Consider the following 25,612-nt stretch of genomic DNA (forward strand, 5'->3'; position numbering starts at 1 on the left):
TTCGTATGAGCGGGCGCTAATGCCCGCTATCTCCGCTTTGACCGTGATGGGCATGTGCGCCGCCGCTGCCGTCTTCGACGTATTGCGTCACGATATATTGGAACAGTCCTTCCGGGAAGGTAGAGAATGTCTCGACTTCGGAACGTCCAGGCTGCTTCAGCTTATCGTAGCCGTCCAGCGTCAGTGCAGGAGAATTGCCTTTCACTTCTTGTACCCAAGCTTGGTATTCTTCATCCGATACGGCTTCCGCGTCAAAGGTCATTTGAGCGAAGTCCTCACCGTTGAAGTTAGCGCCGGAGCCATAGTAGACACCAGGTTCATCAGCTTGTAGATACAGAGTCATAGCCATGCCTGACATTGTATAAAGTTGTCCGCCGAGCTGCGGAATCCAGAAGGAGTTCATCGCCTTGTCGGACGTCAGTTGGAAACGGATCGGCGTGTCCTCAGGTATTTTGATATAGTTGACAGTCGCAATATCTTCGCCCGGATACGTGAACAGCCACTTCCAGTCGAGAGACGTAACTTCGATCGTAATCGGCTCTTTGGCGGATTCGATCGGCTTAGACGGCTCAAGCTTGTATGTGTAGATAGCCGTAATAACGGCAAGCGCGACGATGATAACAATCGGAATGGTCCACCAGGTGACTTCCAGCTTGGTGCTATGCTCCCATTCTGGCGTGTAGCGCGCCTTGCGGCCGGGACGATCGCGATAACGCCATACGATGACTGCGGTCAGTATCAGGACAGGTACGATGATGACGGCACATAGCAGGGTAGAGATGATGATCAGATCCTTCTGATGGCCTCCGATCGGTCCTTTCGGGTCAAGCACGATATACTGCTCGCTGCTGCAGCCCGAGATCACGGCAACCATCGCCAGGAAGAGCGCTGTTGCCAGCATTCGATAATAACGTCTCATTGCGGTTCCACTCCTCGATTTGATTAGCTTGTGAATAATGTAACAAATTCATGCGAGAATAACACGGGGGTTCAGCACAATGTAAACAATTTGACGAAGTTCCGACAAAGATTAGTCACGAGTCAGTCACGAGTTAGACATATGAGACATTCTTCCATTGGGTAGAGATTGAGATCCACTTAAACATGTACCTTTTTATGTAGGCTTGTGAAACAACTGAAAGCCATTGCCTTCATATTTGAGTCTATATAAAAGAAGAGAGACGATGCAGGGATAATCCCCAACATCGCCTCTTCTTGTTACTTTCGTATTGGTTATGTCATTGCTTTAACGCGGTTGATGACATCAAGCTCCATACGCTCAGTCTTTATTCTCAGCCTACCGCCAATGAAAAATACATCAATTAATGACCAAACACCTAACCCTCCAAGAGTTAAAGTCATCGCGATGCCTTTACCTACATCTCCTAAATAATAGCGATGTCCACCGAGTGAGCCAAAGAAAAACCATAATAAATACATAACAGCTGCATTTTTCTTATTTTTTTCAACTTCACCTTGTACTAAAGATAATTGCTGAGACGTAAGTCCTGTTTTAACGAGTACGTTATCCATAAAATCCTCCTATTTACCTGTAACAGGTAAAATTCGTAATTATTTCATTGAGACTATTTTACTACAATTCTTTGAATATGAATATATGAAAATGTTTTCTTTTCAAAATCCCCTATAATTCTATTTTTAACGTATCTTATAGTGTGCAAAGGTATGTATATAGCAAGCACACGAAAAGAAGCGAGGCATGGGAAACGCCCTCGCTTCTTCAGTGCGCGTAGTTTTGTGTAGATGAAATTATAAAGAATATGCCTATTCCGCTGACGAATCGTTGGACTTCGCCATCTCAGCCTTCCAGGCATGGACGAGGCTAATAGCCGTACCGATCACATAAATGTGTACGCTGCCGATCAGGAAACCAATGCCGACCATAAGTCCGATGTTCTTATCACTGAAGTGGCTCATGTTGATGAGACAAAGGATGACGCCGATGCTGAGGATACCCCAGGCAATGAGGGTCATAACATTCACAAGACGTTTGACGTCTGATTTGGTTGGGCCAAGTGAGCTGATAGTTGCTGTTTTCGTTGTCATATGAAACACTCCTGACTACATGTAAGTGCTTACTTATTACACACTATACCACATATTATGTCGTTTGTTCAAAGAAAATTCACGATTTGCACATAAATTGGACAAAAAATAATGGATTTGTGACCATCACTCTCCTGCATATAGACTCAAAAATGCAAATAGCCCGGTTGCCCCGGGCTATCCTATAAGAAGAAACTACACTTAATCTCTTGCGTTGAAACCGCTTAGTTGGTCCACCAACGCTTCAGATCCTGCCACCACGAGCGTTGTTTGTCGGCTTTGGCGCCGTTGTCGCCAGCTCCGCCGCTATTGCCCGCGCCTTCTGTTGCAACAATGCCGCAAATCTCGGTCGGCTCGGTACCTGCGAGGAATGACTCGATCCGCCGTGTGCCGGCGCAGCCCTCTGCCGCGAGCTTGCCGGTCTCCTGCTCGATATAGACGTTCACGACGCCAGCAGGAACAGGGAAAATCTTCGGGGGTACCGCTGCCAGCGCCCCTTCGATAAAATTCGCAAAGATCGGGGCAGCCCGGTGGGCTTCAGCGACGGTGAGCAGCCGATCCTTGTCAAAGCCAACCCAGACCGCGGTTGCTAACTCAGGCGTGTAGCCAACGAGCCAGGCATCGGTCGAAGTCGTACCGGTCTTGCCGGCGACGGGACGTTTGATCGTCGCGGCTACCCGGTGGGCCGTGCCGCCATCGTCGAATACGCTCTCCAGCAGGCTGGTCATTACATAGGCCTCAGCGGGTGTTATAACGGACTTCGAGCCAGGCTTCGCTTCGTAGAGGACGGCACCCTTGCGATCCTCGATACGAAGAATCGCAACAGGCTCTACATGCGTTCCGCCGTTCGCGAATGTACCATAGGCCGATGCCATCTCGAACGGACTGACCGGAGATGTTCCGAGCGCGAGAGACGGGACGGCGGATAGCGGACTGTCAACACCAAGTGAACGCGCCGTCTCAATAACCTTGTCTGCGCCGACGGTCATGATCGTATTCACGGCGTAGATGTTATCGGAGCCGCTGATGGCTTGACGCATATCGATATAATCTCCGGTATATTTGTCTCCGTAATTGCCGGGCTCGTATGTTTTGCGGCCCTCGTCATAACTGAATACGGTCGGTTCGCTCTTGAAGCGGGAGATCGGCGACATAAAGCCGCTGCGAATCGCGGTCAGATATAGAAACGGCTTAAACGAAGACCCCGGCTGACGTGTGCTGGCGAACACGCGGTTATACTGATTCTTCTTATAATCGCGTCCGCCGACCATCGCTTTGATATAGCCGTTGCGAGGGTCAATGGCGATAAGCGCGGCTTGCTGCTCCGAGCTTTCCGGCATGCCATTCTTAATGGATTCCTCGGCTGCGGCCTGTACCTCTTGATCGAGAGTGGTGTAGATCGTAATACCGCCTTCATTCAGCAGCTTCGGGTCAATACCGAGCTTGTCCACAGCGACGCTTCTAATATAATCGCGGAAGTAAGGAGCGAAGCCCTCTTGCTCAGATGAGCCGAGCGGCTCGAAATCCAGTAGCTCGGCATATGCCTGTTGCGCCTGCTCCTGCGTGATGGATCCGCCTTCCTTCATCGCTTCCAGGATGACGTATTGCCGGTCCTTGGCATTCTTCATGTTCATATATGGCGAATAATATTTGGGTCCCTTGGGGATCCCGGCAAGCATGGCGCTTTCGGCAAGCGATAGCTCGGAAGCATGTTTGTCAAAATACATCATCGCCGCCGCTTCGATCCCATAAGAGCCGTGTCCGTAATAGATCTGATTCAGATACATGGCTAGAATTTCGTCTTTCGAATAGTTCATCTCCAGCTGAGCCGTATACATAGCTTCCTTCATCTTGCGCTGCCAAGTTCTCTCGTGGGTGAGGTAAAGGTTGCGTGCGAGCTGCTGGGTGAGTGTGCTGGCTCCTTGGCGCGTTGACATGCTCTGCACATTCACGACAACGGCGCGCGCCATCCCTTTGAGATCGAAGCCGGAGTGCTCGTAGAAGCGTCGATCCTCGATTGCAAGCGTAGCGTCGATCAATGTGTGGGAGATGTCGGCCAGCACCACTGAACGGCGATTCTCTCCAGCGTGGAATGTGTCGATCACATTGCCTTGTATATCAAGCATCTGCGAGGTTTGACTGACGGTAGAAACCGGCAAAGTCTGCGACCTTACAAATAGATAGAACAAGGTCAACAGCGCAAGGCAGACAAGCGCGGCGATACCTGTCCGGAGCGACCACTTGCGCAGCCGAAGCCAAGGCGCGAGCAGGCGTTCCGAGAGGCGAGGGAATATAGCGGAGCGGCGCAGCTTGCCCTGCCGCTGGCCTTTCTGATTCGGTGACTTGGTCATGCTGCCGGCCCCCTTCGAAGTTGCATGCTGTGTGATTTCGAATACGTATTAGTAGTATGGAAAAATGAGGCACGTGCTATTCATCAGCATTATTTTTGTAAAGGGGGTGCAAAAGGTTGCATTTTCCGCTTGAAATACTATAATACAGGTTGAACCATTGAAGGAAAGAAGGGATTAACGCCATGGAAATGTGGTATACCGAGAAACAGACCGACAGCTTCGGCATAACGGCGAAAATTACGAAAACGTACGTCAATGAACAAACAGACTTTCAACAGCTGGATATGATCGAAACGGAAGAGTTCGGCACGATGCTTGTCTTGGACGGCATGGTCATGACTACCGTAAAGGATGAGTTTGTGTACCATGAGATGGTTGCGCATCCGGTATTGTCCACACATCCAAACCCGGAGCATGTCCTTGTAGTTGGCGGCGGCGACGGCGGCGTAATTCGCGAAGTCATGAAACATCCTAAAGTGAAAAAAGCAGTCCTTGTCGACATCGACGGCAAGGTTATCGAATATTCCAAGAAGTATCTGCCTAGCATTGCGGGCGAGCTGGACAACCCGCGTGTCGAAGTGCTTGTAGGCGACGGCTTCATGCACATTCATGATCACAAGAACGCCTACGATGTCATTATGGTTGACTCCACTGAGCCGGTTGGTCCTGCGGCTAACCTCTTTACACGCGGCTTCTATCAAGGAATCTTCGAAGCGCTCAAGGAAGACGGTATCTTCGTAGCGCAGACGGACAACCCTTGGTTCAAGGCGGACCTGATCCAAAGCGTTAACCGTGATGTGAAGGAAGTATTCCCGATCGTGCGCGTGTACGGAGCTAACATCCCGACTTACCCGAGCGGCCTTTGGACCTTCACGATGGGCAGCAAGAAATATGATCCGCTTCAGGTTGAAGAATCCTCCATTCCAGAGCTGGACACCAAATATTACACGCCTCGTCTACACGGCGCAGCATTCGTATTGCCTAAGTTTGTCGAAGATTTAGTGAAATAAACATATGGCTGCGATATAGGGAAGAGCCCGTTTACGGTCGTTAATGGCCGCGAGCGGGCTCTTTTGTTTCGCATTGGCAGCACGCCGGCATGCGGCCAAGCTATTACGGTTATCTCACAGAAAGGCTATACTAGTGTCAAAGGCACCATGCATGGGAGGCAGGAGACTGGCATGACGACAAACGATTATTGCAAAGTGCTCATCGTAGATGATGAGATTCTGATCAGGCAAGGGATCAAACACTTTATGGATTGGGAGCAAGAAGGGTTCCACATCGTTGGAGAAGCATCCAATGGTCTCGAAGCGCTGGAGCGAATCGTGGAGCTGCGACCTCATATCGTAATTACCGACATCGTCATGCCGGTCATGGATGGCGAAGAGCTGACAAGACAAATTAAAGGGCAGTATCCCGAAATCGAAATCATTATTTTGAGCAGCTTCGGCGAATTCGATTATGTCCGTTCGACGTTCCAGAGCGGCGTTGCTGACTATATCCTCAAGCCCAAGCTAGACCTCAATCATTTGCTCACGGTGCTCAAGATGACGGCGGAGCGAATCCCGTCTCTAGGAGGCAAGTCGAAGGAAGTAACGAACGATGGCATCAACAATTCGATTGATCGGAGGATCGATCGATTGATGTCGGGATACGAAGTGGAATTCCAGCAGGAGGAGCTGCGTTCTGTATTTCCTCATCCTGATTTCGTGCTGCTCGGATTTGACTCGCGCGGGCTTGAGAGCGGGAAGACGATTTCTAACGAGCGGATAGGCGAGCTGCTGACAGAAGGCTTCGGGAGGGATGCGGGGTCGACCCTTGTTATGCGTCAACTTTCGTCCGAGGGGCCAATCAGGGCGCTGCTTATTAACATAAACAAGTTGTTGGTGGACAAGCTGATAGAGGCTGCGAATATAGCGGCTTTGAGTTTAAAGGCATCAGGCATAGCCGTTCCAATCGCCATTACCGCTCCATTCTCGGAGCTAACAGAGCTGCATGCCACCTACAACGGCTCGCTGCTCAAACTGCTTAGATTTGCGTTCTACCTTCCCCAGCAAGCGTTGCTATCAGAAGGAAGCTTGCCGCCCGTTGCTCCGCAAGCGGAAAGTTTTCATTTAAACCGCTTTACAGAGGAGATTAAGCGCGGCTACTTCCAGCAGGCATTCGACTATCTGAGAAGCCACGCGACGGCGATGGCAGCCGACTATACAACGGACGTGTTTGAATTCAAGTCGTTTTTGGGCAATGTCATTTTTAATATTACGGTTCTGCTCGGCAATATGGCATACGATGTGCAAGAGCTCGAGAAGGGGAAATACCGTCACTTCAAAGCGGTAGAGGACGCGAGGTCTGCCTCTGAGGCAATGGCATGCTTGGAGGGGTATATAGGCGAAGCCGAGGCTTGTATTTCTGACAAAGCATCGTTGCCTGGCAACGCCAACATGAAGAAGCTGCTGGACTACATTCATGAGCATTACGCGGAACCGCTGAATCTTACGGATATGGCCAAACATTTTCACTTTAATCCATCCTATCTATCCAGCTACTTCTCCGCCCACAATAACGAGGGATTCGTAGACTATTTGCACAAGGTGCGAATCGAGAAGGCGGAGGAGCTGCTTCGCAAAGGAGATGCTATGATCTCCGAGATCAGCGGCATGGTTGGTTATTCGGATCACAGCTACTTCTGTAAGGTGTTCAAGAAATCCACCGGATTGTCGCCAAGCCGATATCGCAGACAATTTTTTGGCGAGGAGAAAGGTTTGTCATGATTAGATGGTTCGATCGATTCAAATATAATGGTTTGTTCTTCAAAATGTTTATCATTATGGTCGTTAGCATTATAGCGGTTTCTGTTACGTCAACCTGGACGACAATCCGTACATCCGAGCGGGTGTTTATGCAGACGTTCAGTATTACAAACTCCAAGATTATCGCTCAAATTACGAGCAGCATGGATGCCTTTAATTATGCGGTTGTCACCGCGGCCAATAGTATGCAGCAGAGCGGCACAATGCGGAGTGTATTAACCGGTGTTAACGGCGATTCGCTTGAGAGCCAGCGTGCGAACTATAATATGGTGCAGCAAACAAAGCGGATTCAGTCTAGCTTAGAAGCCTACGAGGTCGGAATATTTGTAACGGGTGTTAACGGCCGAAGCTTCTCAACCGATACGTCGCTGTGGCGGTTAAGCGAGGAGCAGATGAAACAACATCCTATCGTGCTGAGCACGCTTGAGGAGCCCAAACAAATTCATTACCAGTATGACGATGAAGAACGATCAGGTACACAAGGTATGGATCCCACGATTGTTGTCTCTAAGGCGCTGATCGACAGAACATCTGACTTGGTCTATGGAGCGGTGTATTTTGCTATAAAAGAGAAGGAATTCAGGAACTTCTATGCAAGCTTCACGAGCCTAGGCAATGATGTCGCGGTTATTGACGGTAACGGTGTTATCGTATCGGCTAATCGCAACGCATGGCTCGGCATGGAGTCGCCGGAGCTGCTTGCACACGCCAAACAAATGGAAGAGCAGTCGCTGGCCTCTGTGAATGTACATATTATGGATAAGGATCAAATCGTCCTATCCAGATTCCTCCCCTCTTTGGGGCTTTATGTCGTTAACTTGGTAGACAAAGAAGCGGCGATCGGACAGCTTACGGATACCCGGACTATATTTTTTAGCGTCCTAGCGATAGTGGGCATCGCGCTTATTATCGTGTTCTTGATCTCCAGACAGCTTACGAAATCGTTATCGCGGCTGGTGAAACAAATCTCGACGATTTCCAAATACGAATTCGATCATCATGTCGCCGTGAACGGAAGCTACGAGACCAGACAATTGGGGCAAGCCTTTAACTCCATGATGGACGAGTTGCAGGAATACGTGAAGGAGCTCGTGCATACGCAGAAGCAGCAGCGCAACGCGGAGCTGGAAGCGCTCCAGCAGCAGATCAACCCGCATTTCCTATACAACACATTAGCATCGGTGAAGTTTATGGTGCAGCAAGGAAGTAAGGAGAAGGCGGCAGAGACGATTAACGCACTGATCTCGCTCTTGCAGAATGCGATCGGCAATGTCAGTGAGACCATTACAATGAGCCAGGAACTGGTCAATATGCGCAATTACGTCTTCATCAATCATGTTCGTTATGGCGAGCGGATTAAGATGAACTATTTTGTAGCGCCGGATTGTATGGGTTATCATGTGCCCAAGCTGATGATCCAGCCTTTCATCGAGAATGCCTTCTTCCACGGCTTCAACCGGAAGGCGACCGGCAACATCTACTTCATGGCGTCCAAGGAAGCGGATGCGCTCGTATGCGAAGTGGTAGATGATGGCGATGGTTTCGATCTGGCTGCCCGGGACAAAGAAAAGCTCGCTAGGCAGAAGGGCAAGCGCCAGCTGTTCACCGGAATTGGCGTCAAGAACGTACACGACCGGATCAAATTGTTATATGGCGACGGCTATGGCGTTACGGTAACAAGTGAACCCGGAGAAGGGACACGAATTAAGATACGTATCCCTCTGATGAGTGAAAATGAGTGAAAGTGAGTGAAAATGAGTGAAATTACAGCTCGGGAATAAAAATTGTCCAATAATCTAAAGATACTCCAAATGGCTGAAGGCTAGATCGCGACAACTGATAACAATCCGACAATTGAAGACAAAGATCCTCATAACGCCATGTATGGACCCAGTGCTAAGATGTTATCAGGGAGCGGCAAACGCTTTCAGCACATATAAAAACGGAGGTCTGAAACAGATGAAAAAAATGATGGCCCTTCTGCTCGCAGGCATGATGGTCGTAACGGCTGCTTGCTCTTCGAACACGAACAACACAACGAACGAAGGCAACAACACAGGCGGTAACAACGCTGCAGAAACAACGGATGTTACGGTATGGGCATGGGATCCGAACTTCAATATTAAAGCGATGAACTTCGCGAAGGACGCTTACGCGGCTAATAATTCCGATATTAACGTCGAAATTATCGAAAATGCACAAAACGACATCGTTCAAAAGCTGAACACGGGCATGAGCTCGGGTACAACAAAAGGTCTTCCGAACATTGTACTGATCGAAGACTACCGCGCACAAAGCTTCCTGCAAGCTTATCCGGATATGTTCTACCCGCTGACAGACAGCTTCAAGGCTGCTGACTTCGCAGAATACAAGCTTGGACCTACAAGTGTAGACGGCGTAAACTACGGTCTTCCGTTCGACTCCGGCGTAACGGGCTTGTACGTTAGAACAGATTATTTGGAGCAAGCTGGCTACTCGGCAGCTGATATGCAAGATATCACTTGGGACAAATACATCGAGATCGGCCAAGCGGTTAAAGAAAAAACAGGCAAAGACATGTTGTCTCTTGACCCGAACGACCTTGGTATCCTGCGCGTTATGATCCAATCCGCAGGCTCTTGGTACCTGAAAGAAGATGGCAAAACAGCTAACCTGGCTGGCAACGTAGAGCTGCAAGAAGCGTTTGAAACATACAAAAAAATGATGGATTCCAACATCGTGAAGATCCACTCCGACTGGAGCCAATTCGTAGCGAACTACAACAGCGGCGAAGCAGCATCCGTTCCAACAGGCAACTGGTTCACGCCTTCCATCACGGCTGGTACAGATCAATCCGGCAAATGGGCAATCGTTCCGCTTCCTAAGCTGAACAACGAGAAATCGGTTCATGCATCCAGCCTTGGCGGCAGCTCGTGGTACGTTCTGAACGTGCCAGGCAAAGAAGCAGCTGCGAAATTCCTTGGCGCTACACTGGGCAGCGACGTAGAGCTGTACCAAACACTTGTAACTGAAATGGGCGCAATCGGCACTTACAAGCCGGCATCCGAAGGCGAAGCATACAAAGCGAAGAACGAATTCTTCGGCGGACAAGAGATCGTACAAGACTTTGCAAAGTGGACGGCAGAAATTCCTAATGTCAACTATGGTATGCACACTTATGCAATCGAGGACATCCTTGTTGTCGAGATGCAGAACTTCCTGAACGGCAAAGCGATCGACGCGGTGCTTGCTGACGCTCAGAAACAAGCCGATTCGCAGCTTAAGTAAGCATATAAAAATCGAAGTTCAAAAAGTTCGGTTTTCAGTACCGAGAAGTTTGAAAGAAGTTAGAACATGAGGAGCGGAGCGTAGCAGAGCTACGTGAGCACCGGAAGGTTCGGCTGAATTCAAAATTCGATGCCGAGTAAACTTCTAGAGAAGCATCGTAATGGGAAGCGGGCTTTTTGAACAACCACACAGAGAACAAGAACCTTGGACAGCCGCTTGCTGCCCGACGATAATGTGGCAAGCGGTCTGTTTCAAGGTTTCTTTTTGGAATAGAGGAGGCAAGGACCATGAATTTGAAAGCGAAGACGAACACAATCAGCTGGTCTTTCGTAGCCATAGCTATCATCATGATATGCGCGTTTTATTTCTACCCTATGGTACAGGCGCTTATTATGTCGTTCCAATCCGGAACGGGCACAAACCTGTCGTTTGTCGGCATCGACAATTATACACGGCTGCTGTCGGACGCTACATTTATCACTGCATTAAAGAATACGTTTATTTACCTGATCATTCAGGTGCCAATCATGATCTTGCTCGCCATGTTTATTTCGGTACTGCTCAATGACAAGAACTTGAAATTCAAAGGGTTTTTCCGTACTGCGATTTTCCTTCCGGCCGTTACTTCTTTGGTCGCTTATTCGGTTATCTTCAAATACTTGTTCGGGCCAGACGGCCTCATTAACACGATGCTGCTAAATTTGCATATCGTGAACGCTCCTATCGAATGGATTACAGATCCGTTCTGGGCCAAAATTACGATCATAATCGCCATCACATGGCGTTGGACAGGGTATAACATGATTTTTTATCTGTCTGCCCTGCAAAATATCGATCATTCCATCTATGAAGCTGCTCGAATCGACGGAGCCTCCGCGTTCAGACAGTTCAGCAGTATTACGGTTCCTTTGCTTAAACCGATCATCTTGTTTACATCTATTACATCTACAATTGGTACGTTACAGTTGTTCGATGAGGTGATGAACATCACGAAGGGTGGACCGGGTAATGCGACAATGACGCTGTCCCAGTACATCTATAACCTGTCCTTTAAATATACGCCGGACTTTGGTTATGCGGCGACCGTCTCGTATGCGATCGTTATTCTGATCGTGATCTTCTCGATTCTACAGTTCAGATTGGCGGGTGAAAAAAATGCGTAATGTAAAAAGAACGCTGATGTATGTGTTCCTCAGCTTGTCCGCGATTGTATCAATATTCCCGTTCCTGTGGATGATCGTGAGCGCGACGAACAAGTCGGTGGATGTTACGCAAGGACGCCTGCTTCCGGGCAGCCATCTGTTCGATAATCTGAGCAAAGTGTTCGATACAGTCGATTTGGTGCCGGCACTCCTCAATTCGGCCAAAATTTCGGTTACAACTACGATTCTTGCTTTGCTCATCGCATCGTTAGCGGGTTATGGTTTCGAAATTTACCGCAGCAAAGCGAAGGATGTTGTATTCAGCATCCTGCTGCTATCCATGATGATTCCTTTCGCCGCGCTTATGGTGCCGCTCTACCGGATGTTCGGCAGTATCTCGCAGACCATGCCTTTTATCGGGATCGACACGATTTCTTCGGTTATTCTGCCTACGATGACGACCGCGTTCCTGATCTTCTTCTTCCGCCAAAGCACGAAGATGTTCCCACGTGATATGTTGGAGGCAGGTCGGATCGACGGACTCTCCGAGCTTGGCGTTTTCTTGCGGATCTACGTTCCGACAATGAAGACGACTTACGCCGCTGCTGCCATTATTACCTTTATGTCGAGCTGGAATAATTACCTATGGCCGCTTGTTGTGTTACAATCGCCTGAGAAGCGGACGATTCCGCTGCTGATTTCGAATTTGGGCTCCAGTTATTCGCCAGATTACGGCGTAATCATGACCGTTATTCTAATTGCTACCTTGCCAACAGCGATCGTGTTCTTCCTGATGCAGAAACATTTTGTCGCAGGTATGACGGGATCGGTGAAGTAAGAAAAGGTATAGGTTCCTGTTCTTGTTCGTGTGAACCACCTCTATAAGGGAGAGAGACCTACATGACATTAAATCCGCAAGTTGTCAGCAAACAAGCTATCATTACCGCAGCCAATCCATCTCTGGATTGGCTGGAGGACGTTAACGTATTCGCGGTCAATCGCCTGCCGGCGCACTCAGACCATGCCTATTACCGGACAATCGCCGAAGCGCGAAGCCGCGTGCCGATGGAGATGCGCCACTCGCTGAACGGCGCTTGGAAGTTCCATTATGCGGGCAACCCGGCGCTGCGTCCCGAAACGTTCTACCGCGAAGACTTCAGTACTGCGGGCTGGGGCGATATTATGGTGCCGGGTCATATTCAGACGCAGGGCTACGGTCAGATGCAGTACGTCAATACCATGTATCCGTGGGATGGACATGAGGCGCTTCGTCCTCCGTTTATCTCCAAGGAAGACAACCCGGTTGGCAGCTATGTGAAGCTGTTCGATCTGCCGGCCGATATGGCGGGACAGCCGCTACGCATCTCATTCCAAGGTGTAGAGACAGCGTTCTATGTTTGGCTTAACGGCGAGTTCGTCGGATATTCGGAGGACAGCTTTACACCGTCCGAATTCGATCTGACAGCGTATGTGCGCCAAGGGGAGAATAAGCTGGCTGTCGAAGTGTTCCAGCGGAGTACGGGCAGCTGGCTGGAGGATCAGGATTTCTGGCGGTTCTCCGGCATTTTCCGCGAGGTATATTTGTATACCGTTCCTGCTATTCATGTCTATGATCTCGACGTTAGAGCGGAGCTGGACGAAAGTCTGACGCAAGGATCGCTTCGCGCGGGGTTGAAGCTTGGGGAGTATTCGCAGCAAGGCGCGAAGGCGGTTATGAATCTGTATGACGCCGATGGCGAGGTTGTGGCTTCATCGGAGGTCATGATCGGAGATGGCGCGACTGCTGTGCTCGAAACGGAATTATCCAATCCTTTGCTGTGGAGCGCCGAAGTTCCGTACTTGTACGAGTTGATCGTTGAGATTCAGGATGCGGAAGGCGGGCTGATCGAGGCGATTCCTAGTCGTGTCGGTTTCCGTCGCTTCGAGATGAAGGACAAGATCATGACGATCAACGGCAAACGGATTGTGTTCAAAGGCGTTAACCGCCATGAGTTTAATCCGCGCACTGGTCGTGCCATTACGAAGGAAGACATGCTGTGGGATATCCAGACGATCAAGCGTAACAATATGAATGCGGTGCGGACGTCCCATTATCCGAATCAAAGCTATTGGTATGAGCTTTGCGACTTGTATGGCGTGTATGTCATCGACGAGATGAATCTGGAGACACATGGCTCGTGGCAGAAGATGGGCGCCGTTGAGCCGTCCTGGAACGTTCCAGGAAGCTTGCCGGAGTGGCAGGATATCGTCATGGACCGCGCAATCTCGATGTACGAGCGGGACAAAAACCATCCAAGTATCGTGATCTGGTCGCTCGGCAACGAGTCGTACGTAGGCGATGTACTTGTTAACGTAGCGCGTTACTTCCGTTCGGTTGACAGCGGTCGACTCGTCCACTATGAAGGTGTGTTCTATGATCGCGCCTTCTCCGAAGCGAGTGATATGGAAAGCCGCATGTACGCGAAACCTGCGGACATCGCCAATTATTTGGACAACAATCCGGACAAACCTTATATAAGCTGCGAATATATGCATGCGATGGGCAACTCGCTTGGCGGCATGAGCTTGTATACGGATCTCGAGCGCAAATATCCGATGTACCAAGGCGGCTTCATCTGGGATTATATCGATCAATCGGTTTATAAGAAGGATCGTTACGGCAAGGAGTTCCTTGCGTATGGCGGCGACTTCGGCGATCGCCCAACGGATTACGGCTTCTGTACTAACGGGATTGTCTACGCTGATCGTAAGGAGTCACCTAAGATGCAGGAAGTGAAGTTCCTGTATCAGAACCTAAAGCTAGTTGTAGATCGTGACGGCGTAACGATTCGCAACGAAAACCTGTTCGCAGATACAGCAGCGCTTGATCTCGTATTTGTCCTCTCATCGGATGGGCAGGAGCTCTTGCGCCGCGTGGAGCAGGTTAACGTTGCAGCGGGCGGCGAAGCTTACGTTGCTGCGCAATTTGCCGAAGCTGCACTGGAGCTGGTGCCTGGCGAATACGCGCTGGATGCGTCCTTCTTGCTTAAGGAAAGCACGTTATGGGCGGATGCTGGACATGAAATGGCTTTTGGTCAGCATGTGTTCCGTGTGGAGGACAACGCGAGCGCAGCAGATGGCGGCGGGCTGTTCATTGTCGCCGGCGACGCATCGGCGGACGTGTGCGGACCGGACGGTTGCGTCATTCCGGATGCTGGGGCAGTTACCGGAGCCAAGCTGAAGGTCATCCATGGCGATGTGAACATCGGTGTCAAGGGACGAGACTTCAGCATCATCTTCTCTAAGCAGGCAATGAGTCTAGTTTCATTGAACTACGCAGGTCGCGAAATGATCGCGTCGCCGCCGGCACCGCTCTTCTGGCGCGCTACGACGGACAATGACAGAGGTTATGCGCAGGGCTATGACGCAGGCGCATGGTATGCTGCCAGTCTTGCTCGCAAGTGCGTAGGCATTGACATGGAGGAGAACGGGGATGGCGGATCGTTTACGATAGCTTATCGGTTCCGCTTCTCCGTCAGTGACGAGCTTGAGACGCGTATTGCTTATACGGTTCGACCGGATGGAAGTGTAAGGGTGCAAGCCCATTATAATGGGGTCTCCGACCTGCCGAAGCTGCCGATCTTTGCGGTATCCTTCAAGGTGTCGGCAGACTACGACCAACTCAAGTGGCTGGCGCTTGGGCCGGAGGAAAACTACGCGGATCGTTCGCAAGGAGCGCGTCTTGGCGAGTTCTACGGAACGGCAGCGGAGAATGTATCCGGCTATGTCATGCCGCAGGAGTCAGGCAACCGCACGGGTGTGCGTCGCGTAGACGTGGCGGATTCGCTGGGACGCGGAATTCGAATTGTCGCGGACGGAGCGCCGGTGGAGTGCGGCATCTCGCCTTATACGGCGTTCGAGCTGGAGAATGCGCAGCATGTCTATGAGCTGCCAGAAGTCCATTACACCGTAATCACTGTGGCTGGCAAGCAGATGGGCGTCGGCGGCGACGACAGCTGGGGTGCGCCTGTGCACGAGCCATACACGATCCCGGCCGACAAGGCGTTGTCGTTCTCGTTCGTGATCGAGCGGATGTAGTTCATACAATAGAAAAAGGTGCAATCTTCACTATGTGAAGGCTGCACCTTTTTGCTTGGAAAGAAGTCATTCAGGATAAATCAGAACCGTCCAGCATCCAGCGCCCGGGTGCGAGCGTAAGCGAAAGCGCCTTTGGCAATGCGCCTAGCTTCGTCATCGTCGCCCCGCTGCAGCGCTTCGAAGATGGAGCGATTGAGATTGTTGGCGGAGTAATGTTTAATGTAAGGCGTGTTCAGATAGTTGATGTATGCGGCCATTGCCAGCTTGTCGACGTAGCTTTCCATCGAGGCCAGCATCGCCAAGTTGTTAATGGAAGATACGATCGCTTTGATGAACAGCATGGAGTTCTGCATATAGGCCAAATAGTCATCCGCTTTCTCCGCTTGAATCTGCTTATGAAGAAATTCCTCTAGCTTCTCCATGTTTAGCACAATGTTGCGTTCGCTCTTCACGTCCAGCGTGTACACAAGCATCGCCATGACCGCCTCGTACATATCCATCGATTCTTTCTGTGAAATCTCTTTGACTAGAACGCCTCGATTTTTAAGCGAAGTGACGAATCCTTCCGACTCCAGATGAGTAATTGCGTTTCGCACGGGCGTACGGCTCATTTTGAGCTCGTCGGCAATCTCGTTCTCTGAAAGCAGTGTTCCCGGCAGCAATTGCCCGCGTACAATCCGGTTCTTAAGCGTGGTATAGGCCGTCGAGACAAGCGATTGGGTAACTTGAGATGCCATAGGACCGTTCCTTTCGACAATTGGTTAACACCATCTTAACAGCGGTTATTGGCTACAATCAAGACATTTCACCGCTTAATAAATTCTCAAGATATCGAAAACATTGTAATTACATTCAACTTGTATTCTAGTTGCGTACCAGTTAAAGCGGACATTTGTCTAACGGATTCAAAGCCGTGACGGGGAATCGGACGCAATACCATTTGGGGGGCTGTATCGTGTTGAAGAAGAAATTATGGACAATGATTGCGTTAATGACTGCATTAATTATGGTGGTATCAGCTTGCGGAAGTAACAACACGGAGAATGTGAACAGCAACAAAGAAACGAGCAGCACGAATGGCGGCGCTGATTCAAGTAAGTCGGAATGGCCTTCCGTGCTTCGAATCGGCAGCTTGCCGATGGAGGACGGGGAGATGAGTAGAACCGCAGACCAATTCGCTACGGATCTCGGCGAATATCTTGGCATCAAGGTCGAGACGTTCCAAGGCGAAGATTACAATATGATGATCGAAGCTATGCGCTCAGGCAAAATCGATTTAACAACATACGGTCCATTCGGCTACATTATCGCGGTAGAGCGCAGCGACGCGAAACTCCTTGCGGCGATGAACAACGGACCGGGTTCGGAAGGCCACAGCGTTATCGTCGTGCCTAAGGATTCGCCAGCTCAATCGGTGGAGGATTTGAAGGGCAAAAACTTCTTGTTCGCTGATCCGGCTTCTACGACAGGCCATCTTTATCCAAGAGCGACGCTTATGAAGCTCCTTAATCTAACCAATGATCAAGTGCCGGAATTCTTCGCTAACGTATCCTTCTCCGGCGGTCATGATAAGTCGCTGCTCGCGATTGCTAACGGAGATGCGGACGGCGCGGCAACTTGCGATCAGTGTGTGGCTATGATAGCGGGAGCGGGATTGATCAAAGCGGAAGATGTACGTGTCATTGCCGAATCCGACCCGATCCCTGGCGGAGGAGCACTGGCTTATCGTAACGGACTCCCGCAAGATCTTGTAGACAAAATGCGCGAATTCGCGCTTGGTTATGCGGAGAAAAATCCGGCATATTTCGAAGGAATGGGCGCAAAGGGCTTCTTCCCGGCAGAGGACACTGATTTCGACGGCGTTCGCGAGGTCGCGAAGCTGCTTGAGATGTCGCCGGAAGAGATGCTGAAGTAGAACTTATATAAGTGAAATGGAGGACATAAGAAGATGGCATTACTACAGGTTGAAGAGCTTAAGAAAGTGTATCCCGACGGAACGGTCGGCTTGTCCGGCATTAATTTGAAGGTAGAAGCGGGGGAATTCATCGCGGTCATTGGGCCGAGCGGGGCGGGCAAGAGCACGCTGCTGCGCTGTCTGAACCGGATGGTGGAGCCGTCTTCGGGTGAAATCGTCTTCCATGGCGCCCGAACGATAGGAGCAGGTAACCGTAAGCTGCGTCAAATTCGGCGGGAGATCAGCATGATCTTCCAAGGCTTCAATCTAGTGGAGCGGTCTTCGGTGCTAACCAATGTCCTCCATGGGCGACTAGGATATATGAGCAGTTGGCGCGGAGCGTTAGGGTTGTTCGCCAAGCCAGATGTACTAGAGGCGACCAGACTGCTCGAGCGCGTTGGACTTAGCGAGCAGATTCATAAGCGCGCAGATGAACTCAGCGGCGGTCAGCAGCAGCGAGTGGGTATTGCCAGAGCGCTCGCGCAGAAGCCGCAGTTGATTCTAGCTGATGAGCCAATCGCAAGCCTCGACCCAGCATCTTCGGAGACGGTCATGCGCAGTCTGTATACCTTCTGTAAGGAAGACGGCATAGCCTGCCTATGCAATCTTCATCAGGTCGACATGGCCAAGAAGTATGCGACGCGCATTATAGGAATCCACAAAGGCCAGAAGGTTTTCGATGGTACGCCTGACGAGCTGACGGACGAAATGATCGCACTTATTTATAACAAGCCTGCGGAAGGCGCTCAAGAGCGTGCAGAAGCCCCGGCCCCGCAGAAGGAGACGGCATAAGCATGAGCGACAGCATGAAGAGCGAACAATTGCTTCGTATAAGCAAGTCGAAACGGTCGCAGCTTATCGTGTTTCTGGTCCTGCTTCTGGCGTTATGCGTGTGGTCCGCATCAGGGACAGGGTTCACGGGAACGGCGCTGCTTGGCGGTGTTGGCGACGGAGCGAGATTTCTGTTCGGGGATTTGTTGCCGCCGGATGCTGCGAGTTTCCCCGGTCTGATCAAGCCTGCGCTGGATACGATTTATATGAGCTTCGTAGCCATGTTTATAGGCTCGATTATCGCAGGATTCTTATCCATCTTTGCCGCAGCTACGACGTCTCCTCATCCTTCCATAGCGATCGGGCTGCGGGCTTTTTCGGCACTGTTCCGCAATATTCCGGTCATTATTTGGACGATCTTGCTTGTGGCGTCCTTTGGGCTTGGTAATCTAGTAGGCACCTTGTCACTGGTTATCGTATCGATTGGGATGCTCGTACGATGTTATGCGGAGTCGTTGGAGGAGATCGACATGGGACAGGTCGAGGCGCTCCGTGCGGCGGGAGCAAGTTATTGGCAGGTTATCGGGCAAGCTGTATTGCCGCAATTTCTGCCAAGCTTCGTAGGCTGGTCGTTGTTTAACCTCGAGATCAACGTGCGGGCTTCTACGATCGTCGGCATGGTAGGCGGCGGCGGACTTGGTTTCGCCATCCAATCGGGCATTAAACTATTCCAATATAGGGAAGTGAGCATGGCGGTTATGCTCGTACTTGCGATTGTGCTCGCCACAGAATTTCTGACAAACCGGATTAGGGAGAGGATCATCTAATGGCATCATCAGTTCAATATCCGGAGCGGAATTCCGATATGGGCAGAGTCGTTCAGGCGGTAACTCCCGGCAAGGGGAAAAAAGGAAAAATAAGACTTGGCTGGATAGGGGCTTTCGCAGCAGCATTCTTCGTTTTTAGTCTAATTCAGTTGGAGCTGGACTATGGACGGCTGTTCACAGGCGCCGAGAAGCTGGCGAAGACGGCCTCGCTGATGTTCCCTCCGGACGCTTCGCAATGGAAGCATGTGCTAGCTGCTGCTGTGGAATCGATTCAAGTTGCGATACTTGGTACGGTTCTAGCCATCGTATCAGCCTTCTTCCTTGCCTTTCTCGCAGCATCCAATATTACGCCACATCCTGCCGTAGCAAGCGCTGTTCGCGGCGCAGCTTCGCTTCTTAGGGCGATTCCGACACTGATTTGGGCGCTTATCTTTATCGTTGCGGTTGGTATGGGACCGCTTCCCGGTGTGCTCGCGATCATGGTGGGAGCAACAGGGAGCTTGGTGAAGGTATTCGCGCAATCGCTGGAGGAAGTGGATGACGGGGTAATAGAAGCACTACGTTCAACGGGTGCGAGCTGGCTGCAGATTGTATTGCAAGGCGTACTGCCCTGCGCGTTGTCCGCGCTGCTTGCATGGTGCGTCATGCGTTTCGAAGGAGACTTAGCCGAGTCGACGATACTTGGCGCGGTAGGCGCAGGAGGGATCGGTTTCGAATTGTCCCACGCAATGCGCAGCTACAAGTTTGATCAGGCGTTGTTTGTTGGCATTGTGATTTTTGCCATGGTGTTTAGTGTAGAGCTCATCTCTAATCGGCTAAAGCTGAAGATGCGGAGACGTTCTTAGAGGTTTATAACTATATCAGCTTGCTAGAAGGCGGGCCTTAGATGAGGGAGACGATAATGATGAATACAGAACAACAGATCAAACAATCCGTACAAACGGTCGTAACCATGGAGCGACTGGACGGCCTTGCGCTTCGCCTTAGCTGGAATCCGCCAGTCGATACGGAGAAGGTATGGATCTTCCGTAGCGAGCGTCCAGAGCTGGATGAGAGCCAAGCGCATCTGGTGGCGGTAGTGACACAGGCGCAGGAGCTAGTCTTCCAGGATCCCAATCCGGGTACGAGAGGATATTATTTTGTCAAATTCGGCGAGCTTGGGGTCGTGTCTGTTGCGGAGCGTATCTTGCCATTGCTTGGCGCCTTGAACTTCCGTGATATGGGGGGCTACGAGGGAGCAGATGGACGTCACGTGAAGTGGGGCAAATTGTTCAGATCGGCTGATCTTTCTCGCTTAACTGACGCGGATATTGCTTACTTGACACAACTGGACATCACATGGATCTGCGATCTTCGTACGGACGCAGAATTGCTGCAGAGTCCTAGTCCCCGTATCGGCAATGAGCGCAATGAACAGCTTTCCTTTATGTCTTCTGCTAATCCTGACGAGATGATGAAGCTGGAGGATATTGACGAGAACATGCTGGTGCACATGAACCGGCATATGGTCGGCAACAAAGAGCTGTCGGCTTCCTTCTTTGTCAAGCTTCTAGAGCTTGAAGGGGCTCCGTTCCTGTTCCATTGTATGGCTGGCAAGGACCGCACAGGCTTCCTCGCTGGGCTCATTCTTCAAGCGCTAGGTGTCGACAGAGAAGTTATTTTAAAGGATTATGTGATCACGAACCAGTTCTCCGAGCGATTCCAGGCGGGGATGTTGGGTGGCAGAATCGATCAAAATCCGCACGCAGCACTCATGAGCAAGCTGAAGCGCGAAGTCTTGCTTGCGCTGTCGGAAGCGCGCCCTGCGTATTTGGCTGCTTCATTCGAGGAGATCGACGCACGTTACGGCAGTTTTGAAGAGTATTGGACGAAGGGGCTTGGTTTGGGAGCTGACCAGCTTGAGAGACTTCGTTCGTTTTATTTGGTGTAAGTGAACGGTTAATCTGGCCATTCCGCTTGTGCGGGGTGGTCTTTTTTTGTTTAGGAAAGGATAATGTAATGATAATTCCCTTCTATATGTGGATAGATTGTGTGTAAAGTTGGGGATAACTGTTCTGGTTAACAACATCCGTAGGTGATGGTGACCTTTGCTAAGGTTTGAACTAGAAACCTATTAGGGGTATGGTAGAGCTACTTAAGGACTGGAGGTGAGCAGTGGATGAGCGGTAAACTTATTTATTCGTTCCCGCCTATCATAGACAGCAGGGCCCGCGTGTTAATTGCAGGTACCGCGCCCAGCGTGAAGTCGTTGGAGCATGGACAATTCTACGGTAATCTGCATAATTATTTCTGGCGCGTGATTTATGCGCTGTTTGGAGACTTATCATCAGACCCTTCCATGACGATTCCGGTTCCGCTCTTCGCTTCGCCCGACAAGGATTATGATCAGAGGCTGGATTTTTTGCAGGCTCATCGACTTGCGTTATGGGATGTTATTTATTCCTGCGAGAGGGAGGGGAGCTTGGATGCCAACATTAAGGAGGAGCTCCCGAACAACTTCCCTGACTTATTGGAGCATTATCCCGGCATTGCCTGCATCGCCTTTAATGGTAGCAAGGCGTATGAGACGTTTCGCAAATATTTCGGGAAACGACAGGAAGCCTTGCCTCGAGAGGTAGCCTTGCTCAAGCTGCCGTCTACCAGCCCGATTCCGACCAAATATATGCGTAATTTAGAGGACCGAGTCGAGGTATGGAAAGCGATTGTGCCTTACGCGGTCGGCACCGAACCGATCGGATAGCGTTGAAATTACGTCACTTCCTGTATATAGTAGTAACATAACATTTCGAATTACGCGGGAGTACTGACGGATATGGAAGCAAGCGGGAAAAACGTTGTTGTGACGCTCGAGAGTGTCCAAGACGGAGAAAAAATAATAGAGACTTATAGCGGACAATGGTTTCGCAAGGCCAGATCCGTATATGTTCGGTATGCAGAGGCTGAGGGTGAGGTACGCACCTTAATCAAATATTCGCGAGGAGAGCTTGCACTCACTCGTAACGGTGCGGTTAAGATGGAGCAGTTATTCGTCGCAGGCCAGCGCAGAAACGGCAGTTATCGTTCTGCTATGACGTCGTTTCAGCTCGAGACGGAAACGACGGTGCTGACTATTGAGGGAGGCGGAGCGGAGAGCGACGAGAACGGTTTGCCGTCCGAACTGCCTTTTACACTAGAATGGTCATACGGCTTGCTTGTCGAAGAACGATTATCGGGACGGTTCCATATTCGTCTCCATATACAGGAGGAGCTTGAAAGATGAATACGAATGTAAATGTGTTAGAAGTGATGTACGAGCTGGTTAGAAATGCGATTGCGGACGCGGTAGTCGCAGCTGGATTGGCAGAGCGTGAGCAGCTTCCTGCGTTTGTGCTTGAAGTGCCGAAGGATAAGACCCATGGCGATCTTGCGACCAATGCCGCGATGCAGCTGACCAAGCTTGCCAAACGTAACCCGCGCCAAATCGCGGAAACGATCATCGAGTTTCTGGATACAGAGAGCGCATCGATCCAGTCGGCAGAGATCGCGGGTCCCGGCTTCATTAACTTCCGGATGGACAAAAGTTATCTATACCCAGTTGTGCGCGGCGCGCTGGAAGCGGGAGAGAACTACGGCCGCATAAACATGGGCGAAGGACAGCGTGTGCAAGTGGAGTTCGTCAGTGCTAACCCGACAGGCAGTCTTCACCTTGGTCATGCCCGCGGGGCGGCAGTTGGCGACGCGCTTTGCAATGTGCTTGATTATGCCGGCTATGAGGTTACACGCGAATACTACATTAATGACGCAGGCAAGCAAGTGGAGAATCTGGCGCTTTCACTGGATGCGCGTTATCGCCAAGCGCTTGGACAAGAAGCGGAGATGCCGGCAGACGGCTATTACGGAGAGGATATTATCGGCTTCGCCAAAGGCTTGTCCGAGCAAGAGGGGGATCGCCTCCTCCAGCTGTCAGCTGAAGAGAGATTCGCCTACTTCCGCAGCTTTGGCCTTGAGAAGGAGCTGGACAAGATCAAGCGCGACCTTACAAGGTTCCGCGTTGGCTTTGACGTCTGGTATAGTGAAACCTCTTTGTACGAGAATGGACTGGTAGAGCAAGGATTGGATGCGCTCAAGGCGTCGGGTCATGTGTACGAGGAAGAAGGAGCGACTTGGCTGTCCACCATGCCGTTCGGCGACGACAAGAATCGTGTGCTCGTGAAGAACGACGGATCCTATACGTACTTGACTCCCGATATCGCGTATCACCGCGATAAATTTGGGCGCGGCTTTGATCGGATGATCAATATTTGGGGCGCGGACCATCACGGCTACATTCCTCGCGTTAAAGCGGCGATGGAAGCGCTGGGCAACGACCCTGCGAAACTTACCGTGTTAATTGCGCAGATGGTTAGCTTGTTCCAGAACGGCGAGAAGATGAAGATGTCCAAGCGGACGGGCAAGGCAGTCACAATGGAAGATCTGATGGACGAGGTCGGCATCGATGCGATCCGTTACTTCTTCACCATGAGAAGTATGGACTCTCATCTGGACTTCGACATGGATCTGGCGATTTCGACATCGAACGAGAATCCGGTCTTCTACGTACAATACGCTCATGCGCGGATTTGCAGCATTTTCCGCCAGGCCGAAGAACAAGGTATCGACATGACGGATCTACCGAGCGTTTCGTTAAGTAAACTGGACAGTGAGGTGGAATTTGACCTCATTCGCAAGATCGGCGAGCTGCCGCAGGAAATCACTGAAGCGGCTGCAGGGTACGCCCCTCATCGCCTGATCCGTTATGTCTATGAGCTTGCGGCTGATTTCCATAGCTACTATCGCGCGGAACGTGTAATCACGGATGACGCTGAGCAGACGCTGTCACGTCTTGCCTTGCTTGGCGCCGTACGCTTGTCGATCGCGAACGTGCTCCGACTGGTCGGTGTTTCCGCGCCAGAACGGATGTAAAAATACAGATTTCTTTATGGCGACCTCCCATTTCCGTCTAGCGGCGGAACGGGAGGTTCTTTTGTCTATGCATGCCGCAGATATGGGGTTACAATCTTTCCGCGGCTGCAAGCATTTTGATGATGTCTAGCTCGCCTGCATTGGTATTGCGGTTTTTTCCACTGCGCAGCGGCTGCATGGAGCGTTTCATAATGGTTTTGATCTCGCCGGGGCTCAATTGAGGATATAGAGACAATAGCAAGGCGATTGCTCCGCTGACATGCGAGGTCGCCATGGACGTACCGCTCATCTCATTGTAATTGCCGCGCAGCCAAGCAGATATGATCTTTTCACCTGGAGCATAGATGTCGATGCTTGCGCCGCGGTTACTGAAGGGAGCGACTTTGCGAAATTTGTTTGTTGCACCTACAGATATGGTCTGCGGATACCGAGCGGGATAATCGACGTATCGGAGCTTGCCGTCGTTGCCGGATGAGGCGACGATGATCACTCCGGAATTATATGCGTTCGTGACGGCGCCGAGCAACGCCTTGCTTCTGTTCTTCATGCCGAAGCTCATGTTGATGACATCCATGCCGTTGCGGACGCACCACTCGATGCCGAGAATAATGTCGGAAACGAAAGCGCTCCCGTTGTGGTCGAAGGCCTTGACGGGGGCAATAAGCGCCCGTGGCGCGACGCCAATCATGCCATGCATGCTGTTTGAGGCGGCTATTGTTCCTGCGATATGTGTGCCGTGGCCGTTGTCGTCATAGGGCATTTTGCTGCGGCTAAGCAGATTGATGCCTCTAAGCAACGAATGTTTGAGATCGGGATGATTGAAGTCTACGCCGGTATCGATGACACCAACCTTGACCCGATGTCCCGTTGTAATGCCCCAAGCCAGAGGAGCCTTAACCTGCTGTACACCCCAAGGCATGCCGTTGTCCAGCGGCCCTTGCTTCTTCTGTGAGGATGGGCTGACGCTGATGAGGCAGTCCTTCTCCATCCATACTTGTCCTCCTGCCGAATCCAGAATAGCGGAAGCGGGCAACGGACAAGTAAAGCCCTTAATGATTGGCAGGGGGCTGACAAGCTTGCGAAGCGTTCGGAGCGAGTCGTCGTGTGACAGCTTTCGCAAGAACTTTCTATAGTCGCTGCCTTGCTTGAATCTTATGATTCGTTGTGAAGTTTCTACAGATTCGATTGCGCGCGATTGCAGTAACCACTGGATCATGGCGTCGATATTCAATAGGGATCCCCCTCCCGAAGGACGTTGCTGAACTATTGTATGAAGGGGACCCTTATCCGGCGTGAGCCACTTGCCTTTTTTGAAATAAATAGGCGCTAGGCCGTGGCAAAATCCGCATTCGCTCATAGGATGAAGGAAGAGCTGGGTACGCTCTTACATCTCCGACGCGAG

Annotated in this window: 21 protein-coding genes; 15 read left to right on the top strand and 6 right to left on the bottom strand. The window is 50.9% G+C overall.

Annotated elements, in window-relative coordinates; all coding sequences use genetic code 11:
* Positions 1-16 precede the first annotated feature (16 nt).
* The 4 genes from cyoA to ACX1C1_RS09105 form a co-directional block, all read right to left on the bottom strand.
* Positions 17-919, bottom strand: a complete 903-nt coding sequence (gene cyoA / locus ACX1C1_RS09090; protein ID WP_458956771.1) for a ubiquinol oxidase subunit II — start codon at positions 917-919, stop codon at positions 17-19.
* 314 nt (positions 920-1,233) lie between these two features.
* Positions 1,234-1,533: a TM2 domain-containing protein gene (locus tag ACX1C1_RS09095; RefSeq protein WP_458956772.1), complete on the bottom strand. Its 300-nt coding sequence runs from the start codon at positions 1,531-1,533 to the stop codon at positions 1,234-1,236.
* 252 nt (positions 1,534-1,785) lie between these two features.
* Positions 1,786-2,067: a hypothetical protein gene (locus ACX1C1_RS09100; protein WP_458956773.1), complete on the bottom strand. Its 282-nt coding sequence runs from the start codon at positions 2,065-2,067 to the stop codon at positions 1,786-1,788.
* 224 nt (positions 2,068-2,291) lie between these two features.
* Positions 2,292-4,418, bottom strand: a complete 2,127-nt coding sequence (locus ACX1C1_RS09105) for a transglycosylase domain-containing protein (protein ID WP_458956774.1) — start codon at positions 4,416-4,418, stop codon at positions 2,292-2,294.
* 182 nt (positions 4,419-4,600) lie between these two features.
* Here ACX1C1_RS09105 and speE point away from each other — a divergent pair, with 182 nt between their 5' ends.
* From speE to lacZ, 7 genes are all read left to right on the top strand, one after another.
* Positions 4,601-5,428, top strand: coding sequence for a polyamine aminopropyltransferase (gene speE, locus ACX1C1_RS09110; RefSeq protein WP_458956775.1), 828 nt, complete (start codon positions 4,601-4,603; stop codon positions 5,426-5,428).
* Between the two features lie 171 nt (positions 5,429-5,599).
* Entirely contained in the window at positions 5,600-7,192 is a 1,593-nt protein-coding gene (locus ACX1C1_RS09115; RefSeq protein WP_458956776.1) for a response regulator, read from the top strand.
* On the top strand, positions 7,189-8,973 hold the full coding sequence (locus tag ACX1C1_RS09120) for a cache domain-containing sensor histidine kinase (protein WP_458956777.1): 1,785 nt from the start codon (positions 7,189-7,191) through the stop codon (positions 8,971-8,973). Before ACX1C1_RS09115 ends, ACX1C1_RS09120 begins: the two co-directional genes overlap by 4 nt.
* A gap of 217 nt (positions 8,974-9,190) precedes the next feature.
* Positions 9,191-10,498 carry an ABC transporter substrate-binding protein gene (locus ACX1C1_RS09125; RefSeq protein ID WP_458956778.1) on the top strand — a complete coding sequence of 436 codons (1,308 nt, stop codon included), beginning with the start codon at positions 9,191-9,193 and terminating at the stop codon, positions 10,496-10,498.
* A gap of 287 nt (positions 10,499-10,785) precedes the next feature.
* Complete coding sequence (locus tag ACX1C1_RS09130; protein WP_458956779.1) at positions 10,786-11,661, top strand: carbohydrate ABC transporter permease; 876 nt, start codon at positions 10,786-10,788, stop codon at positions 11,659-11,661.
* A complete protein-coding gene (locus ACX1C1_RS09135; RefSeq protein WP_458956780.1) occupies positions 11,654-12,478 on the top strand; it encodes a carbohydrate ABC transporter permease in 825 nt (274 codons plus the stop codon). Before ACX1C1_RS09130 ends, ACX1C1_RS09135 begins: the two co-directional genes overlap by 8 nt.
* A gap of 62 nt (positions 12,479-12,540) precedes the next feature.
* Positions 12,541-15,717, top strand: coding sequence for a beta-galactosidase, LacZ type (lacZ, locus tag ACX1C1_RS09140; RefSeq protein ID WP_458956781.1), 3,177 nt, complete (start codon positions 12,541-12,543; stop codon positions 15,715-15,717).
* Between the two features lie 80 nt (positions 15,718-15,797).
* On the opposite strand, the gene ACX1C1_RS09145 is transcribed toward lacZ, so the two are convergent.
* The gene (locus ACX1C1_RS09145) at positions 15,798-16,454 is read right to left on the bottom strand and encodes a GntR family transcriptional regulator (RefSeq protein ID WP_458956782.1); all 657 of its coding nucleotides are present in this window, start codon (positions 16,452-16,454) and stop codon (positions 15,798-15,800) included.
* A gap of 218 nt (positions 16,455-16,672) precedes the next feature.
* On the opposite strand from ACX1C1_RS09145, the gene ACX1C1_RS09150 reads away from it, so the two are divergent.
* From ACX1C1_RS09150 to argS, 8 genes are all read left to right on the top strand, one after another.
* Positions 16,673-17,632, top strand: coding sequence for a phosphate/phosphite/phosphonate ABC transporter substrate-binding protein (locus ACX1C1_RS09150; protein WP_458956783.1), 960 nt, complete (start codon positions 16,673-16,675; stop codon positions 17,630-17,632).
* Between the two features lie 33 nt (positions 17,633-17,665).
* Positions 17,666-18,463, top strand: a complete 798-nt coding sequence (gene phnC / locus ACX1C1_RS09155; RefSeq protein ID WP_458956784.1) for a phosphonate ABC transporter ATP-binding protein — start codon at positions 17,666-17,668, stop codon at positions 18,461-18,463.
* Between the two features lie 2 nt (positions 18,464-18,465).
* On the top strand, positions 18,466-19,269 hold the full coding sequence (phnE, locus tag ACX1C1_RS09160; RefSeq protein ID WP_458956785.1) for a phosphonate ABC transporter, permease protein PhnE: 804 nt from the start codon (positions 18,466-18,468) through the stop codon (positions 19,267-19,269).
* Positions 19,269-20,114 carry a phosphonate ABC transporter, permease protein PhnE gene (phnE, locus tag ACX1C1_RS09165; RefSeq protein ID WP_458956786.1) on the top strand — a complete coding sequence of 282 codons (846 nt, stop codon included), beginning with the start codon at positions 19,269-19,271 and terminating at the stop codon, positions 20,112-20,114. Before phnE (ACX1C1_RS09160) ends, phnE (ACX1C1_RS09165) begins: the two co-directional genes overlap by 1 nt.
* Positions 20,115-20,155: 41 nt before the next feature.
* Complete coding sequence (locus ACX1C1_RS09170) at positions 20,156-21,199, top strand: tyrosine-protein phosphatase (RefSeq protein WP_458956787.1); 1,044 nt, start codon at positions 20,156-20,158, stop codon at positions 21,197-21,199.
* 228 nt (positions 21,200-21,427) lie between these two features.
* Positions 21,428-22,009: a DNA-deoxyinosine glycosylase gene (locus tag ACX1C1_RS09175; protein WP_458956788.1), complete on the top strand. Its 582-nt coding sequence runs from the start codon at positions 21,428-21,430 to the stop codon at positions 22,007-22,009.
* A gap of 72 nt (positions 22,010-22,081) precedes the next feature.
* A complete protein-coding gene (locus ACX1C1_RS09180) occupies positions 22,082-22,528 on the top strand; it encodes a YwiB family protein (protein ID WP_458956789.1) in 447 nt (148 codons plus the stop codon).
* Positions 22,525-24,210 carry an arginine--tRNA ligase gene (gene argS, locus ACX1C1_RS09185; RefSeq protein ID WP_458956790.1) on the top strand — a complete coding sequence of 562 codons (1,686 nt, stop codon included), beginning with the start codon at positions 22,525-22,527 and terminating at the stop codon, positions 24,208-24,210. The genes ACX1C1_RS09180 and argS overlap by 4 nt, the downstream gene beginning before the upstream one ends.
* Positions 24,211-24,298: 88 nt before the next feature.
* Here argS and ACX1C1_RS09190 read toward each other — a convergent pair whose 3' ends face one another.
* Entirely contained in the window at positions 24,299-25,441 is a 1,143-nt protein-coding gene (locus tag ACX1C1_RS09190; RefSeq protein ID WP_458956791.1) for a S8 family peptidase, read from the bottom strand.
* Positions 25,442-25,612 lie beyond the last annotated feature (171 nt).

The sequence above is a fragment of the Paenibacillus sp. strain BS8-2 genome, assembly GCF_054483835.1.

Coding starts and splice junctions, on each gene's coding strand:
- cyoA (WP_458956771.1), bottom strand. CDS start 919: ATGAGACGTTATTATCGAATGCTGGCAACAGCGCTCTTCCTGGCGATG.
- ACX1C1_RS09095 (WP_458956772.1), bottom strand. CDS start 1,533: ATGGATAACGTACTCGTTAAAACAGGACTTACGTCTCAGCAATTATCT.
- ACX1C1_RS09100 (WP_458956773.1), bottom strand. CDS start 2,067: ATGACAACGAAAACAGCAACTATCAGCTCACTTGGCCCAACCAAATCA.
- ACX1C1_RS09105 (WP_458956774.1), bottom strand. CDS start 4,418: ATGACCAAGTCACCGAATCAGAAAGGCCAGCGGCAGGGCAAGCTGCGC.
- speE (WP_458956775.1), top strand. CDS start 4,601: ATGGAAATGTGGTATACCGAGAAACAGACCGACAGCTTCGGCATAACG.
- ACX1C1_RS09115 (WP_458956776.1), top strand. CDS start 5,600: ATGACGACAAACGATTATTGCAAAGTGCTCATCGTAGATGATGAGATT.
- ACX1C1_RS09120 (WP_458956777.1), top strand. CDS start 7,189: ATGATTAGATGGTTCGATCGATTCAAATATAATGGTTTGTTCTTCAAA.
- ACX1C1_RS09125 (WP_458956778.1), top strand. CDS start 9,191: ATGAAAAAAATGATGGCCCTTCTGCTCGCAGGCATGATGGTCGTAACG.
- ACX1C1_RS09130 (WP_458956779.1), top strand. CDS start 10,786: ATGAATTTGAAAGCGAAGACGAACACAATCAGCTGGTCTTTCGTAGCC.
- ACX1C1_RS09135 (WP_458956780.1), top strand. CDS start 11,654: ATGCGTAATGTAAAAAGAACGCTGATGTATGTGTTCCTCAGCTTGTCC.
- lacZ (WP_458956781.1), top strand. CDS start 12,541: ATGACATTAAATCCGCAAGTTGTCAGCAAACAAGCTATCATTACCGCA.
- ACX1C1_RS09145 (WP_458956782.1), bottom strand. CDS start 16,454: ATGGCATCTCAAGTTACCCAATCGCTTGTCTCGACGGCCTATACCACG.
- phnC (WP_458956784.1), top strand. CDS start 17,666: ATGGCATTACTACAGGTTGAAGAGCTTAAGAAAGTGTATCCCGACGGA.
- phnE (WP_458956785.1), top strand. CDS start 18,466: ATGAGCGACAGCATGAAGAGCGAACAATTGCTTCGTATAAGCAAGTCG.
- phnE (WP_458956786.1), top strand. CDS start 19,269: ATGGCATCATCAGTTCAATATCCGGAGCGGAATTCCGATATGGGCAGA.
- ACX1C1_RS09170 (WP_458956787.1), top strand. CDS start 20,156: ATGAGGGAGACGATAATGATGAATACAGAACAACAGATCAAACAATCC.
- ACX1C1_RS09175 (WP_458956788.1), top strand. CDS start 21,428: ATGAGCGGTAAACTTATTTATTCGTTCCCGCCTATCATAGACAGCAGG.
- ACX1C1_RS09180 (WP_458956789.1), top strand. CDS start 22,082: ATGGAAGCAAGCGGGAAAAACGTTGTTGTGACGCTCGAGAGTGTCCAA.
- argS (WP_458956790.1), top strand. CDS start 22,525: ATGAATACGAATGTAAATGTGTTAGAAGTGATGTACGAGCTGGTTAGA.